At 27.9% G+C, this 14,480-nt stretch carries 15 protein-coding genes; 9 read left to right on the top strand and 6 right to left on the bottom strand.

Annotation, left to right across the window (positions count from 1 at the left end; genetic code table 11):
• Positions 1 to 134: 134 nt before the first annotated feature.
• The 6 genes from AACT_RS00440 to AACT_RS00415 all read left to right on the top strand — a co-directional run bounded on the left by AACT_RS00440 (position 135) and on the right by AACT_RS00415 (position 7,682).
• On the top strand, positions 135 to 2,975 hold the full coding sequence (locus AACT_RS00440) for an FAD-binding and (Fe-S)-binding domain-containing protein (protein WP_172123919.1): 2,841 nt from the start codon (positions 135 to 137) through the stop codon (positions 2,973 to 2,975).
• A gap of 72 nt (positions 2,976 to 3,047) precedes the next feature.
• Complete coding sequence (locus tag AACT_RS00435) at positions 3,048 to 3,872, top strand: peptidylprolyl isomerase (RefSeq protein WP_172123917.1); 825 nt, start codon at positions 3,048 to 3,050, stop codon at positions 3,870 to 3,872.
• Between the two features lie 14 nt (positions 3,873 to 3,886).
• Positions 3,887 to 5,314 (top strand): Asp-tRNA(Asn)/Glu-tRNA(Gln) amidotransferase subunit GatB, encoded by a 1,428-nt coding sequence (gatB, locus tag AACT_RS00430; protein WP_237682643.1) that lies wholly within the window; start codon positions 3,887 to 3,889, stop codon positions 5,312 to 5,314.
• Position 5,315: 1 nt separating this feature from the next.
• Positions 5,316 to 6,212, top strand: coding sequence for an NAD(P)H-dependent glycerol-3-phosphate dehydrogenase (locus tag AACT_RS00425; RefSeq protein WP_172123915.1), 897 nt, complete (start codon positions 5,316 to 5,318; stop codon positions 6,210 to 6,212).
• Between the two features lie 11 nt (positions 6,213 to 6,223).
• Positions 6,224 to 6,964: an energy transducer TonB gene (locus AACT_RS00420; RefSeq protein ID WP_172123913.1), complete on the top strand. Its 741-nt coding sequence runs from the start codon at positions 6,224 to 6,226 to the stop codon at positions 6,962 to 6,964.
• Between the two features lie 22 nt (positions 6,965 to 6,986).
• Positions 6,987 to 7,682 carry an ABC transporter permease gene (locus AACT_RS00415; RefSeq protein ID WP_172123911.1) on the top strand — a complete coding sequence of 232 codons (696 nt, stop codon included), beginning with the start codon at positions 6,987 to 6,989 and terminating at the stop codon, positions 7,680 to 7,682.
• Here the strand turns inward: AACT_RS00415 and AACT_RS00410 are convergent.
• The gene (locus tag AACT_RS00410; protein WP_172123909.1) at positions 7,675 to 8,022 is read right to left on the bottom strand and encodes a winged helix-turn-helix transcriptional regulator; all 348 of its coding nucleotides are present in this window, start codon (positions 8,020 to 8,022) and stop codon (positions 7,675 to 7,677) included. The genes AACT_RS00415 and AACT_RS00410 overlap by 8 nt on opposite strands.
• A gap of 110 nt (positions 8,023 to 8,132) precedes the next feature.
• On the opposite strand from AACT_RS00410, the gene AACT_RS00405 reads away from it, so the two are divergent.
• Entirely contained in the window at positions 8,133 to 9,119 is a 987-nt protein-coding gene (locus AACT_RS00405) for a YhdH/YhfP family quinone oxidoreductase (protein WP_172123907.1), read from the top strand.
• Positions 9,120 to 9,140: 21 nt separating this feature from the next.
• Here the strand turns inward: AACT_RS00405 and AACT_RS00400 are convergent, their stop codons facing one another.
• Positions 9,141 to 9,623, bottom strand: coding sequence for a hypothetical protein (locus tag AACT_RS00400; protein WP_216658208.1), 483 nt, complete (start codon positions 9,621 to 9,623; stop codon positions 9,141 to 9,143).
• A gap of 4 nt (positions 9,624 to 9,627) precedes the next feature.
• On the bottom strand, positions 9,628 to 10,698 hold the full coding sequence (locus tag AACT_RS00395) for an OmpA family protein (RefSeq protein ID WP_172123903.1): 1,071 nt from the start codon (positions 10,696 to 10,698) through the stop codon (positions 9,628 to 9,630).
• Between the two features lie 182 nt (positions 10,699 to 10,880).
• Between AACT_RS00395 and AACT_RS00390 the strand changes: the two genes are divergently transcribed.
• Positions 10,881 to 12,098 (top strand): NAD(P)-dependent oxidoreductase, encoded by a 1,218-nt coding sequence (locus AACT_RS00390; RefSeq protein ID WP_172123901.1) that lies wholly within the window; start codon positions 10,881 to 10,883, stop codon positions 12,096 to 12,098.
• A gap of 24 nt (positions 12,099 to 12,122) precedes the next feature.
• Here the strand turns inward: AACT_RS00390 and AACT_RS00385 are convergent, their stop codons facing one another.
• From AACT_RS00385 to AACT_RS00375, 3 genes are read right to left on the bottom strand one after another with little or no spacing between them, the layout of a single operon-like run.
• A complete protein-coding gene (locus AACT_RS00385; protein ID WP_172123899.1) occupies positions 12,123 to 13,049 on the bottom strand; it encodes an AEC family transporter in 927 nt (308 codons plus the stop codon).
• Between the two features lie 56 nt (positions 13,050 to 13,105).
• A complete protein-coding gene (locus AACT_RS00380; protein WP_172123897.1) occupies positions 13,106 to 13,351 on the bottom strand; it encodes a hypothetical protein in 246 nt (81 codons plus the stop codon).
• A gap of 38 nt (positions 13,352 to 13,389) precedes the next feature.
• On the bottom strand, positions 13,390 to 13,857 hold the full coding sequence (locus tag AACT_RS00375) for a CYTH domain-containing protein (protein ID WP_172123895.1): 468 nt from the start codon (positions 13,855 to 13,857) through the stop codon (positions 13,390 to 13,392).
• 86 nt (positions 13,858 to 13,943) lie between these two features.
• Between AACT_RS00375 and AACT_RS00370 the strand changes: the two genes are divergently transcribed.
• The gene (locus tag AACT_RS00370; protein WP_172123893.1) at positions 13,944 to 14,432 is read left to right on the top strand and encodes a hypothetical protein; all 489 of its coding nucleotides are present in this window, start codon (positions 13,944 to 13,946) and stop codon (positions 14,430 to 14,432) included.
• Positions 14,433 to 14,480 lie beyond the last annotated feature (48 nt).

The following is a 14,480-nucleotide window of genomic DNA, read 5'->3' as shown; positions in this document are numbered from 1 at the left end:
TTGTTTTTAAAATAAAAGATAAAATGTTTGCTTTTATTTACGACTCTCAACAAAGAATCTATACCGTACCACGCCTTGAATGATAAATATTTTTTTCATAATCAAAAAAATATATATATAAAAAAGGATAAAAAATGTTAGAAGCAAAATATCAAGATTTTTATGATCAAATAATTCATAAAATCCCAAAAGAAAAAATTTTCACAGACAAGCTACATACTTTAGCTTATGGAACAGATGCATCTTTTTATAGATTGATTCCAAAAATTGTAATTAAAACTGACAATGCAAAAGAAGTTCAAGATATTATAGAATTATCAAACTCTATGAATTTAAGCATAACTTTTAGGGCAGGGGGAACTTCTCTTTCTGGACAAGCTATTAGTGATTCTATTTTAATAATTACTTCAAGAAATTTCTCTAATTTCAAAATTGCTAGTGATGTTAGTTATATTTCATTAGAACCAGCACTTACAGGTGCTCAAGTAAATGGATTACTTGCAAGATATTCAAAAAAAATAGGTCCAGATCCAGCTTCTATAAATGCTGCTATGATAGGTGGGATTGCTGCAAATAATGCATCTGGAATGTGTTGTGGGATTTCACAAAACTCGTATAAAACTTTAAAATCAATGAAACTAATATTTTCTGATGGAACAAAACTTGATACTTCATGTGAAAAAAGTAAAGACTCATTTAGAAAAACACATGGTGAATTTTTAAAAAATTTAAAATCATTTTCAGATGATACAAAAGCAAATGAGGAATTAAGAGCAAAAATAGAAAGAAAATATAAAATTAAAAATACATGTGGTTACTCATTAAATTCTTTAATTGATTTTGATGATGAGTTTGAAATATTAGAACATTTAATCATTGGAAGCGAAGGAACCTTAGCCTTTATTGAAGAAATCACATACTACACAGTTGAAGATTTAAAAGATAAGGCTAGTACTCTTATTTATTTTAAAGATATTAAAGAAGCATGTTCAGCAGTTACTAAATTAAAACTTGCAAAAGAAGCAAAAACAATTAATGTAGAAGCAGTTGAGTTAATGGATAGAGCAGGACTTGCAAGTATTGAGAATGATCCAGCAATGCCAGTTTTTATTAAAGATTTTGATGAGAAGGTAACTGCACTTTTAATTGAAACAAGAGCTATAAGTGATGAGCAACTTGATATTCAAACTGCTCAGATAGAAGAATTATTAAGTGAATTTTCAGTTGTTAGAGATATTTATTTTACAAAAAATGTTGCAGAATATACTCTTTATTGGAAAATAAGAAAAGGTCTATTTCCAGCAGTTGGAGCTGTGAGAGAAACTGGAACTACAGTTATAATTGAAGATGTTGCTTATCCTATTGAGTGTTTAGCTGAAGCTACATTAGAATTACAAGAATTATTTAAAAAACATAATTACAGTGAAGCTTTGATTTTTGGGCATGCACTTGAAGGTAACTTCCACTTTGTATTTACACAAGATTTTTCAGATCCCAAAGAAGTAAAAAGATATGATGACTTTATGAATGATGTAGTTCATAGTGTTGCAGTTAAATACCAAGGGAGCCTAAAAGCAGAACATGGAACAGGTAGAAACATGGCTGCATTTATTGAAGTTGAGTGGGGTTATGATGCTTATATGATGATGAAGAAAATAAAAAATTTATTTGACCCTAAAGGATTGTTAAATCCAGGTGTTATTATAAATGATGATGCACAAGCCCACTTGAAAAACTTAAAAACACTTCCTGCAACAAATGAAATAGTTGATAAATGTATTGAATGTGGTTTTTGTGAACCTACATGTCCATCAAATGAACTTTCATTAACACCAAGACAAAGAATTGTTGTAAATAGAGAAATCTCAAGACTTGAAAGTATTGGAGAGCATAAAGAAGCAAAAGAGTACAAAGATTTATATCAATATGATGGAATAGAAACATGCGCAACATGTAGTTTATGTTCATCTGCTTGTCCTGTTAAAATTGATACAGGAAACTTAACTAAACACTTAAGAGCGGAGCAAATTTCAGATACATCTAAATCAATTGCAAATTTTGTTGCAAATAATTTTTCAGCAACTTTAAAAGGTGTAAGAATTGGTCTTCATTCTGCAAACTTTATTCACAAAGTTTTAGGAACACCTAGTATGGAAACGGTTACTAAAACATTCAGAGACCTAAGTAGAAATACTCTTCCTAAATGGAGTATTACTATGCCAAAAGCTACAAGTATTAATATTAATTTTGAACAAAAGGTTAGTAATAAAAAAGTAGTTTATTTCCCTTCATGTATAACAAGAAGTATGGGATTAAATGATGCATCACAAGAGGAGAAACAATTATTTGATGTAACAGTAGAACTATTACAAAAAGCTGGTTACCAAATTTTATTCCCACAAAACCTTCCAAACTTATGTTGTGGTATGCCATTTTCATCAAAAGGCTTTAATGATGCTGCACATACAAAATCAGCTCAATTGGAAGATGCATTATTACATGTAAGTGAATTTGGTGAATATCCAATTTTATGCGATACAAGTCCTTGTACTAAAAAAATGCTTGAAAGTTTTTCACATAAATTAAATATTTATGAACCAATTGAATTTGCTTTAGAATTTTTAACGAAAGAGTTAGAATTTACAGCAATTGAAGAACCAATTACAATTCATACAACTTGTAGTTCAAGAAAAATGGGATTAGAAGATAAATTTAACTCTTTAGCAAAACTTTGCTCAACAAATGTAATAATTCCAGCAGATGTAAAATGTTGTGGTTTTGCAGGAGATAGAGGGTTTAATTTTCCTGAATTAAATAAATCAGCACTTAGATATCTAAAAGAGCAAACAAGTGGTGCTAAAATGGCATTTTCTACATCTAAAACTTGTGAAATTGGATTAAGTGATGAATCAGGTCTTGATTATAATTCAATCTTTTATCTAGTTAATAAAGTAACAAAATCTAAAAATTTATAATCTTTTTTCAATCAAAACAGATATTTACTATTTTTTTGGTAAAATGTCTGTTTTATGAAAGAGGGAATAATAATGTACAAACTTTTTTTATCACTACTTGTGAGTTCAGGAATATCATTCGCTGCAATGGTAAATGGTATAGCAATAATTGTAAATGATGAGCCAATAACTCTTTATGATATAGACAAAACTATGTCGGTAAATAATATAAGCAAAAATGAAGCGGTAAGCTATTTAATTGACAAGATTCTTTATGATCAATTGGTTCAAGAAAATAATATTACAGCAGATGTTTTCGATATAAATGATTATACGGAAAAACTTGCTAGTTCAAATGGTATGGATGTTTATACATTCAAATCAGTAGTTAAACAAAAATATCCAGATTATGAAGTTTTTGAAAATGAAGCAAAAAATGCTGTAATAAGACAAAAACTTGTTCAAAAAATTGTAAAAGGTCAATTAACAATTGCAACAGAAGAAGATATGAAACTTTATTATGAAAAAAATAAAAATCAATTTTTAGCTGCAAGTAATTATGAGGTTGTTCAATATGCATCAAAAGACAAAGCTGCTTTAATTAGCACAATCAAAAATCCATTGGTTATATCTACTGAAGTTACAAGAGAACCAATAACATTAACTATTGATAAATTACAAGGTCAAATGCAGTATTTATTAAATGAGACAAAAGAAAATACTTTTACTCCAATTTTCACTGCAAATAAACAATATATGGCATTATTTATTGTAAAAAAACAAGGTTCTGCACCACTTTCTTACGAAAGTGTAAAAGCAAAAATCTTTAATGATATTATGAGTACAAGAGAAAAAAAATATTTAAAAGATCACTTTGAGAAACAAAAACTTACAGCTGATATTAAAATAGTAAGATAAAGGGAATAGAAAATATGTTTGAAGTAATTATAGGGTTAGAAGTACATACACAGTTAAATACAAATAGTAAGCTTTTTTGCTCTTGTGCAACAAGTTTTGGTGAAGAACCAAATACAAATGTATGTCCAACTTGCTTAGGATTACCAGGAGCACTTCCTTCACTAAATAAAGAAGCTGTTCACAAAGCAATCATGCTTGGAACTGCATTAAAAGCAAAAATAAATCAAAAATCTGTATTTAATAGAAAGAATTATTTTTATCCAGATTTACCATCAGGTTATCAAATATCACAATTTGAAGTTCCTGTAGTTGGTCTTGGTGAACTTATTATTGATTTTGCTGATGGTAGACAAAAAGTTATAGGTGTTACACGTGCTCACTTAGAAAATGATGCAGGGAAAAGCATCCACTCAGGATCTGTTTCTCAAGTAGATTTAAATAGAGCAGGAACTCCACTTTTAGAAATCGTTTCAGAACCAGATATGAGAAGTGCAGAAGAAGCTATTTTATATCTTAAAAAACTACACTCTATTGTAAGATACTTAGGGATTAGTGATGCTAATATGCAAGAAGGATCTTTTAGATGTGACGTAAATGTTTCTATTAGACCAAAAGGTGATACAAATCTTTATACAAGATGTGAAATCAAAAATATGAACTCATTTAAGTTTATAGAAAAAGCAATTGCATATGAAGTAAATAGACACATTGAAGCATGGGAAGATGGAGTTCACTCGAAAGAAATAGTTCAAGAAACAAGATTATTTGATCCAAATACTGGAGAAACTAGATCTATGAGAGGTAAGGAAGATGCCGCTGATTATAGATATTTCCCAGATCCAGACCTTTTACCTGTAATTATTACAGATGAAATGTTGGCTAAATATTCAGTAATTCCAGAATTACCAGATGAGAAAAAAGAAAGATTTGTAAAAGAGTTTGGACTAAAAGAATATGATGCTTCTGTAATAACTGCATCTTTAGAAATGGCTAAATATTTTGATGAAATGATGACTCAAGGAATTAATGCTAAAAATGCTGTAACTTGGTTAACTGTTGAACTATTAGCAAGATTAAAAGAGGGTGCTTTAATCGAAGATTCAATTATTGATGCAATTACATTAGCAACAATAGTAAAAAGAATTGAAGATGATACAATTTCAGGAAAAGCAGCTAAAGAAGTACTTGATTATTTATTTGAAAATGAAGCAACTAATGTTGATGAAGCAATTGAAAAACTAGGACTTAAACAAGTAAGTGATGATGGTGCATTATTAGCTATTATTGATACAATTCTTGCAGCAAATGAAGAAAAAGTAGCAGAATATAAATCAGGTAAAGAAAAACTAATGGGATTCTTTGTTGGTCAAACAATGAAAGAATCAAAAGGTACTGCTAATCCTGCTAAAGTTAATGATTTATTGAAACAAAGATTATCATAATATGAGAAAAAATTCTATTGCAGTTATAGGTGCAGGTAAATGGGGAAGTGCTCTTCATTTTGCACTTAGTCAAAAACAAGAGGTTTTTATAACATCAAGAACACCTAGAGATGTAAAAAACTTTGTTGATTTACAAACTGCATTGGAATGTGAATATCTAGTAATTGCAATACCAGCTCAAGAAATTAGAGCTTGGTTAAAAGAAAATTTTGTTTTTAATGGACAAAAGATATTAGTAGCCTCAAAAGGTATTGAAGCATCTAGTGGTGAATTTTTAAATGAAATTTATGCACCTTTTGTGCCTGAAAAAAATATTGGATTTATTTCAGGACCTTCATTTGCAGCTGAGGTTATAAAAGGACTTCCATGTGCTTTAGTTATAAATTCTAGTTCAAAAAAACTTTATAAAAAGTTCGAACCTTTTTTCCCAAATTTTATTAAAACTTATTATAGTTCTGATGTAATAGGTGCAGAAGTTGCAGGTGCATATAAAAATGTACTAGCAATTGCAAGTGGAATTTGCGAAGGTTTAAATCTTGGGAAAAATGCTCAAGCTTCATTAATAGCTCGTGGTTTAGTGGAAATGCAAAGATTTGGAAAAGTTTTTAAAGCTAAAAAATCATCATTTTTAGGACTAAGTGGCGCTGGAGATTTATTTTTAACAGCTAATTCTACTATGAGTAGAAACTTTAGAGTAGGGCTTGGATTATCACAAGATAAGAAATTAGAAGATATTTTAGAAGAATTAGGTGAAGTAGCAGAGGGTGTTCAAACTTCTGTTGCTATTCAAAATCTTTCTAGAAAATATGAAATATATACTCCCATTGCAAATGAAGTAAATCTTGTACTTCTAGGGAAAAATCCAAAAGATAGTCTAAAAGATTTACTTAAAAGTTAAATTATAAATTTATGAATAAATTTATAATTTTTGCTTCTTTTTTTGTAGTTACATCCTTACATATTTTACTTTTTCTTTATTATAGAAATACACCAATAATCACATCATTACCAAATATAAGTAATCCAATTATTCAATTTCAATTAACGAAAATTGTAGAAGTAGAAAAGCAAATTGAAAAACCAATTGTTGAAGAAAAAAAAGAGATAGTTAAAGAAATCATTAAAGAGATAAAAAAAGAAGAAATACAAAAACCTGCAGAAAAGATTAAAGCTATAAAAAAAGAAACTCCAAAAAAAGTTGAAAAAGAAAAAGTTCAAGTAAAAGAAGTGATAAAAGAAACTGTACAAAAAACTTCTGAAAATATAGAAGAAGTAAAAGAGATTAAAAAAACAATTCCAACTGAACAAAGTACTCAAAAAACTATAGAACCAATTCCTAAAATAGATCATCAAGAAAATATGCTTATAGATAAATATGCTTCTAAATTAAGAGAAGAAATAAATAAAAATAAAAGCTATCCTACTATATCAAAAAAGCTGCATGAACAAGGAAATGTGATAGTTAGCTTTAGAGTACTCAAATCAGGTAAATTCATAAATATTAGACTGATATCCTCAAGTAATAAAGAAAGACTTGATAAGGCAGCTTTAAATGCTTTATACGATACCAAAGAGTTTGAAGTATTTGATAAAGCAATAAATAAAGAGTTTTTAGATTTTAATTTACCTTTAGAATTTAAATTAAACTAGTTAAATTTAGATAAAATACTTTATGCAAACAATCACATTAGTAAATTTACTTTATTCATTAATACCACTGTTAATAGTTGGATATTTTTATAATAAATGGGCAAATAATAGTACTGAAATATTATATTCAACAATAAGAATGATTGTTCAGCTTTTATTAGTAGGATATATACTTATATATCTTTTTCATGAAAAAAATATATATCTTGGTATATTTATATTAATATTTATGATGTTAGTTTCATCTTGGATTAGTCTTAGAAATTCACAAGACAAGTCATTGGTACAGTTTTATAAAATTGCATTGGCTATAAGTGTTTCTAGTTTTTTGCATCTAATATTAATTATAAATTTCATTTTAGATTTAGATACATTTTATGAGCCTAAATATGTAATACCAATTGCAGGAATGATACTTGCAAATTCTATGAATGTATTATCAATTGCAATTGAGAGATTTGATAAAGAGATATCAAGAAATGAAAGTTTTGAAATTGCAAGAAATACAGCTTTTAAATCAGCTTTAATTCCTCAAATAAACTCTTTGTTAGCTGTTGGATTAGTTTCACTACCAGGAATGATGACAGGTCAAATATTATCAGGAGTAGATCCTTTAATAGCTGTTAGATATCAAATCATGGTAATGGCTACTATACTTTCAAGCGCAGGGATTAATATGGTAATTTATTTTATTTTAAAAGAAAAAAGTATTAAATAGCTTTATTCTTTTTGTGAATATCTCCCCAAATATATAATTGTTTTAAAATAGGTTTTAAACTCTGTCCATAAGTTGTAAGAGAATATTCAACCTTTGGTGGAACAATAGGATAAACTTCTCTATGAACTAAACCATCATCTTCTAACTCTCTTAATTTCTGAATTAACATCTTTTGTGTTGCTCTTGGAAGAAGTTTTTGAAGTTCATTAAATCTTTTCTTTTCATCTTTTAAATACCATAAAATTAGAATCTTCCATTTTCCTGCAAGTGCATCGATTGCAGTTTCTACAGGACATTTTATTATCATATTTTTGTCTTTTATATCTATTTTCTTAGTCATTATTTACTCCATAGTATCTTTTTAGACAGTACCTTTCTTAAAAGATAGTTCTTGCACTTTATTTGTATTTTAGCTAAACTTTTATCATAAGTAAATAATAAAGGATATACATGAAAGCTTTTTTAGTAGAAAAAATTGGTGATAAAGAATTTACAGCAGACGTGAAAGAAGTAGCTATTCCAAAATGTGGTGAAAATGAAATAGTAATTAAAGTAACTTACTCTTCATTAAATTATAAAGACGCATTAAGTTCAGTTGGGAATCCAGGGGTTACTAGAAACTTCCCACATATTACAGGAATTGATGTTGCAGGAACTGTATATGAATCAACTTCTTCAATATTTAAAGTAGGTGAAAGAGTTTTAGTAACTGGTTATGATATGGGAATGAATACAAATGGTGGACATGCTGAATTTGTAAAAATACCTGCTGATTGGGTAGCTAGAATACCTGATGCAATCACAGATAAAGAAATAATGACTTTTGGAACTGCTGGATTAACAGCTGCCTTAAGTGTAAATGAACTTATGGATAATGGCATTAGACCAGAATCTGGAAGCATTTTAGTGACAGGAGCAACAGGTGGAGTTGGATCTATTGCTGTATCTATTTTAAGTAAAATTGGATTTACAGTTGTTGCCATTTCAGGTAAAGAAGAAAAAACTGACTATTTAAAAAGAATTGGTGCTAGTGAAGTAATATTAAGAGATACATTTAATGAAGAAGCAAAAAAACCAATGATGGGTGAAAAATATGCAGGTGTTGTTGATACAGTTGGTGGAGAAGTATTAGCAAATGCATTAAAATATATTAAATATGATGGAGTAGCAACTTGTTGTGGTCTTACATCATCTCATGAATTAAATACAAATGTATTCCCTTTTATATTAAGAGGAGTAAGATTAATTGGAATTGATTCTGTTGAATGTAAATTAGAGAAAAAACAAGCTGCTTGGGAAAAAATAGCTAGTAAATGGAAGATAAGCACATTAAATAGCATCACTAATGAAATTACGTTAAATGAAGTTAAAGATGCATATTCATTATTGTTAGCAGGAAAAGCTGTTGGAAGATATGTGGTAAGAATAAAAGACTAAAAAGAAATAAGCAGATTATAACTAATCTGCTATTTCACCATTTTCTATTTTTTGACTATAAATAGTCTCTTTTCCTGATTGTAAAATCTTTGCTTGCTCTATCCATTGATTGTTTTTTGCACAACCTGGAAAATGTAAAAACTCTTCTATCCAATCACAATTTTTATTTGACCATTTAGATATTTGATCAAAATGATAAATACCTAAATTATTTAGGTTATTCTCTATAGTAGCATCAATACCTTTTATTTTTTGTAAATTATCTTTACCAACTAATCTAGGAGAGCTTAAAACTAAAGGCTTATAATCAACCTGTGCATTTTTACGAAAAACAGGGTTAATTACAGGTTTTACTTTACTGTCTTGAGTATTACTTGAACCATTAGGATTCTCAATAGAATCAATTTTGGCAGTTCTAGGCCTTCCAATTAAATATCCTGCAATAAAACCAATAATTGCAGCAATAATTAAATTTACTACAATTAATGAAGCAATTTCAAACATCAAACTATTCTCCTAAAATATTAAATTCAACTCTTCTATTAATCTCTGATAGACCATTTTCATCATCTTGAGCAATTGGAAATTCTTCTCCATAACCAATAGCCGTAACTCTGTTTTTATCTATTCCTAGTGAAATCAATACATCACGAACACTTGAAGCTCTATCTTGAGATATTTGCTTGTTTAAAGAATCACTTCCTCTTGAATCAGTATGCCCTGCTATTTCAATTTTGAAACTTGGATTATCTTGTAAAATCTTTGCAATTTCTTTAACAACAATATTTGAATCTTCTGTTATTTTTGTACTTCTTCTTTCAAAATTAATTTTTTTGCTTGATAAAAGTTTATTAATTGTTGATTGAATATCTTTTTTCTTAACTTCATTAGATACAGCAGAAGATGGTTTAACTTTAGTATTATCAGTAGCAGATGCATTTGTTTTTTCATCTTTTATTACTTTACTATCAAGTACTTGTTCCATTTTATTTATTACTTTATCAGCATGTGTTAGTTCAGCTTTTGGAAGAGTAATATTAGTTTTTAAATCAACTTTAACTCTTAAAAGAATTGAATCTAATAAATCTTTATAGCTTGGATTAATTAATTCTCCTGATAAAAAAACTTGATTATTAAGTACAGTTAATTTTGAATTATCTGTAAAATAATCCTTTAAAGGAGTTACCAATAAAACTAAATCATCTAATAAAGACTCCTCAATAAGACTTTGTGTATCAAATTGAAAGTTACCTTCACGGTTTATATTAAGAATATCTGCGATTTTTTTTGCATCATTTTCATTTGCAAATGAACCACTCATCTCAATAAGCCCATCTTTTTTAATTAGTTCTAAATTAAGTGCTTTCACTTCTTTTTTTTCATCGGCAAATGAACTAAAAACTCTATTTTTGAAATCATTTAATTGATTTAGAAAATCTTTTTCATCATTTTTACTTGTTAATGTACTTAAACTTTCGTTATCTGATAAATAACTCTTATAATCAAATTCAAAAATAGAGAAAATATTAAGAACAATAAAAAATATTAACAACAAAATTAGTTTTTTAATCAACGACATCACAATCCTTCAAATATAGTTAGTTTAATTATAACTTCTAATTATTAAATTAGATTAAATTTCCGCATTATACTCAATAAACATAGAAAGTATATATAAAAGCAACTTATTGATTTAAATTAATTTAAAAATTTAATTTATTTGTTATAATTTGAGCATAAATATTTTTCAAAGAGAATACAATGCAACATATAATAAATTCAGCACAAACATGTTTAGACTGCAAAAAACCAAAATGTCAAATAGGTTGTCCAGTGGGAACACCAATTGCAGAAATGATAAGACTATTTTTAAGTGGAGATATAAAAGAAGCAGGACAAAAAGTATTTGATAATAATCCTTTATCAATCATTTGTTCACTTGTTTGTCCCCATGAAAAACATTGTGAGGGACATTGTGTATTAAATAAAAAACACACTCCTGTAAATGTTGGTGGAATTGAAAATTATATTTCAACATATTATATGAATTATAGAGCCTTTGAAAAACCAGAGCAAAATGGAAGAAATATTGCAATTATTGGTTCTGGTCCAGCTGGAATTAGTTTAGCCATGATGATGGCCTTAAAAGGTTATAACATGACTATGTACGAAGCAAATGACAAAATTGGTGGAGTTTTAAGATATGGGATCCCTGATTTTAGACTTGATAGAACTATTCTTGATACTATTGAAGAAAAACTGAAAAAAATTGGTGTAAAAATTAGAAAAAATATTATGATAGGAAAAAATATCACCCTTGATGATATGTTTAGAGATGATTTTGATGCTGTATTTATAGGAACAGGTGTATGGCGACCTAAAAAACTAGGGATTAAAGGGGAAAGTCTTGGAAATGTTCATTTTGCAATAGATTATTTAAAAACTCCAAAAGCGTATGATTTAGGGGAAAAAGTAATAGTTGTAGGAGCTGGAAATGTTGCTATGGATGTTGCTAGAACTGCGATTAGAAATGGTGCCCATGAAGTTTCTATTATGTATAGAAAAGGTGAAGAAGATATGCCTGCTGAAAGGATAGAAATAGAACATGCAAAAATAGATGGAGTGAAATTTAATCTTTTTAAATCACCTTTAGAGTTTAGTGAAACTGGAATAAAATATGAAAATACTAAAGAAGATGATAATTCTATTGCCTTTGAAGAAGCAGATTCAATATTAATTGCAATTAGTCAAACAGCAAGAGACTTAATAGTAAAAAACAATACAGGTCTTAGTCTTGGAGAAAATGGTCTTTTAGAAAGTGATGAAAATGGAGTAACTGCAAGAAAAGGTGTATTTGCTTCAGGAGATGTAGTTACGGGTGCCCGAACAGTTGTAGAAGCTGTTGCTTTTTCTAAAAGAGTTGCAAAATCTATTGAAGAATATATTGATACACTTCCACCTAAAAATAAAGTTTCTTAAACTTTATTTTTAGGTGATTTATTGCTAAAATCCACCATATAGAGCAAGAACTATTGGTATATAAATTATAGAAACTATAGTGCTTAATAGTACTGTAAAACTTGCTTTCTCTGGTTTTGCATTTAATAAAACTGCTAAGGTTACTGTATTTCCAGCAAGAGGAACAATTGCAAATAAAAACATAACTTTATATAAATCTTCATTCAAAAACATATAGAAATTTCTATCTAAATAAATAACACCTAAAATTGCAAGCGGCCAAAAGATAAATTTCATTGTAAAATTAATTGATATAAATTTTACATCCAAATCACTTCCTTTTTTCAATCCAACTAAACCCATACCAAGCATCATCATTCCTAAAATTCCATATGCACCTTTGAACTGTGCAGTATAAGAACTAACTTCCTCAGGTATTACAACTCCTAACAGATTAAAGATTACACCTAAAATAAATGCATATAAAATAGGAAGTTTCAACATCTTATGAAAAGACTCTTTTACAGTAAAGTTTCCTTTTGCTGTAACATAAAATCCCGTTGTACTTTCATATAAAAGTGAAGCTAGAACAGTAAAAATATAAATATCTGCTAAATAAGGTGGAAAAAATATAATTGCCAAAGGAATACCAAAATATCCCGTATTTCCAGTACCTGCACTAAATGCCAATATATTTCCACTTGGGTCACTCCAACTTTTACGAAATACATATAATGTGATAAAAGCAATAGCCGAACAAAATACATAAAAAAACACTGGGAGAAAAAGTATTGACATATCAATTTTAACGCTAAGTGTGGCAGAGAACACAACGATTGGCCCTAAAATATAAATCAAAATACTTGCAATTGATTCTCTTTTAACATCTAATAATTTTGTTGAAAAATATCCCAAAATTATATTTATATATAAGGGGAATATTTTCAATAATAATAGAAAAAATAGTGACATTTGTTTATTCCTTATTTAAAAAATACATATTACAATTTTTTTCTAAAAAAATACTATTAAAACAATAAGTCAATCCAAAAATATCTATTATTTATAGTTTTTTCAAGCGGTTTCCAACCATAATTTAATGAATGATAAAATAAAATATCATCAAAAAGTTTGAATGTTAACTCTTTATCTATCTTTTTTCCTAGTATTTGTGAAAATAAAACATATATAAACTCATTTTCTTGTTCAATTTTATAATCAAACTCTTCTAAATCAATTATTTGTTTTTCTATAAACTCTTTTACTCTTTGCATTATTTACCTTTTTATTTTTTTTATATTAGTTAATTTTCTTATTTCCATTTATTATAAGGATAGCTCATAAGATTTGAATTGTAATACTTAATATCGCCTGTAACTTCTTCTTTTATCCATAAGGGAAGTTCTATATGCTCATTTTCATCTTCTAGTTCAACTTCTGCAATTACTAAACCTTCATTATCTCCATAGAAAATATCAATTTCCCAAACATGATTAGCAAAATCTACAATATATCTATTTTTATCAATAATTGGTTTTTGACATAGTTTATCCAACATTTCATTTGCTTCATCTAAGGGAATTTCATATTCAAATTCTAATCTTGATGCTCCAATATTTGAGCTTTTTATTGTTAAATATCCCTTATCCTTTTTAACTCTAACTCTTACAACTGCATCTTTATTTGTAGTTATATATCCTTGTTTTATTCTGTTAGCATTTTTTAAAGTTCCAAGTTTTTCTAAATCAATTAAATATTTTCTTTCTATTTCTACAGCCATAAATCCTCTTTATAATTTTTTAAATTCTATCAAAAAAATTAATTATATTATATTTTTTGTGCTAAAATTAATAAAAAGGAGTTAGAATGAAAACGTTAATAATGACTTTTGCACTAATAAGCTCAACTGTGGCAGCAAACCTTCCATCTGAGTTTGATAGAGATATATATATAAGTGGTGAGAAGATTTTTGATAATAAATGTAGCGAATGCCATGTTAAATCAATGCCAATTCCACTTTTAATGAAGAACTTTTTAGAAGAAAACAATCAAACCCTTAAATTAAAAGCACCGACAGGAAATGAGATATCTTTTAGACTTAAACAACAAGTAGGTCATAAAGAAGATATGGAGTTTCATCTAATTCAAACAAATGATTTTTTAAAGGATTATTTATTCAATCCTAACTTAGCAAAAACAATCTGTCTTGAGGGAGTTATTAAACACTTTGAAGTAATGCCATCAATGAAAGATAAAATCACTGAAGAAGAAATAGAAGAAGTAAATCACTTTTTATACTTCTTAGAAGGTTTTAATGGAATTAATGAATATTATCACGATGAAACAAAATTTTAAAAAAGATTTACAGAAATTTTAGAATAAACTTTAAAGTAATAGCTCATC

Origin of the sequence: Arcobacter acticola (assembly GCF_013177675.1) — a bacterium.
Taxonomy (GTDB): Bacteria; Campylobacterota; Campylobacteria; order Campylobacterales; family Arcobacteraceae; genus Aliarcobacter; species Aliarcobacter acticola.
The sequence above is the reverse complement of the archived record's forward strand: the minus strand, read 5'-3'. Positions and strand labels throughout refer to the sequence as shown.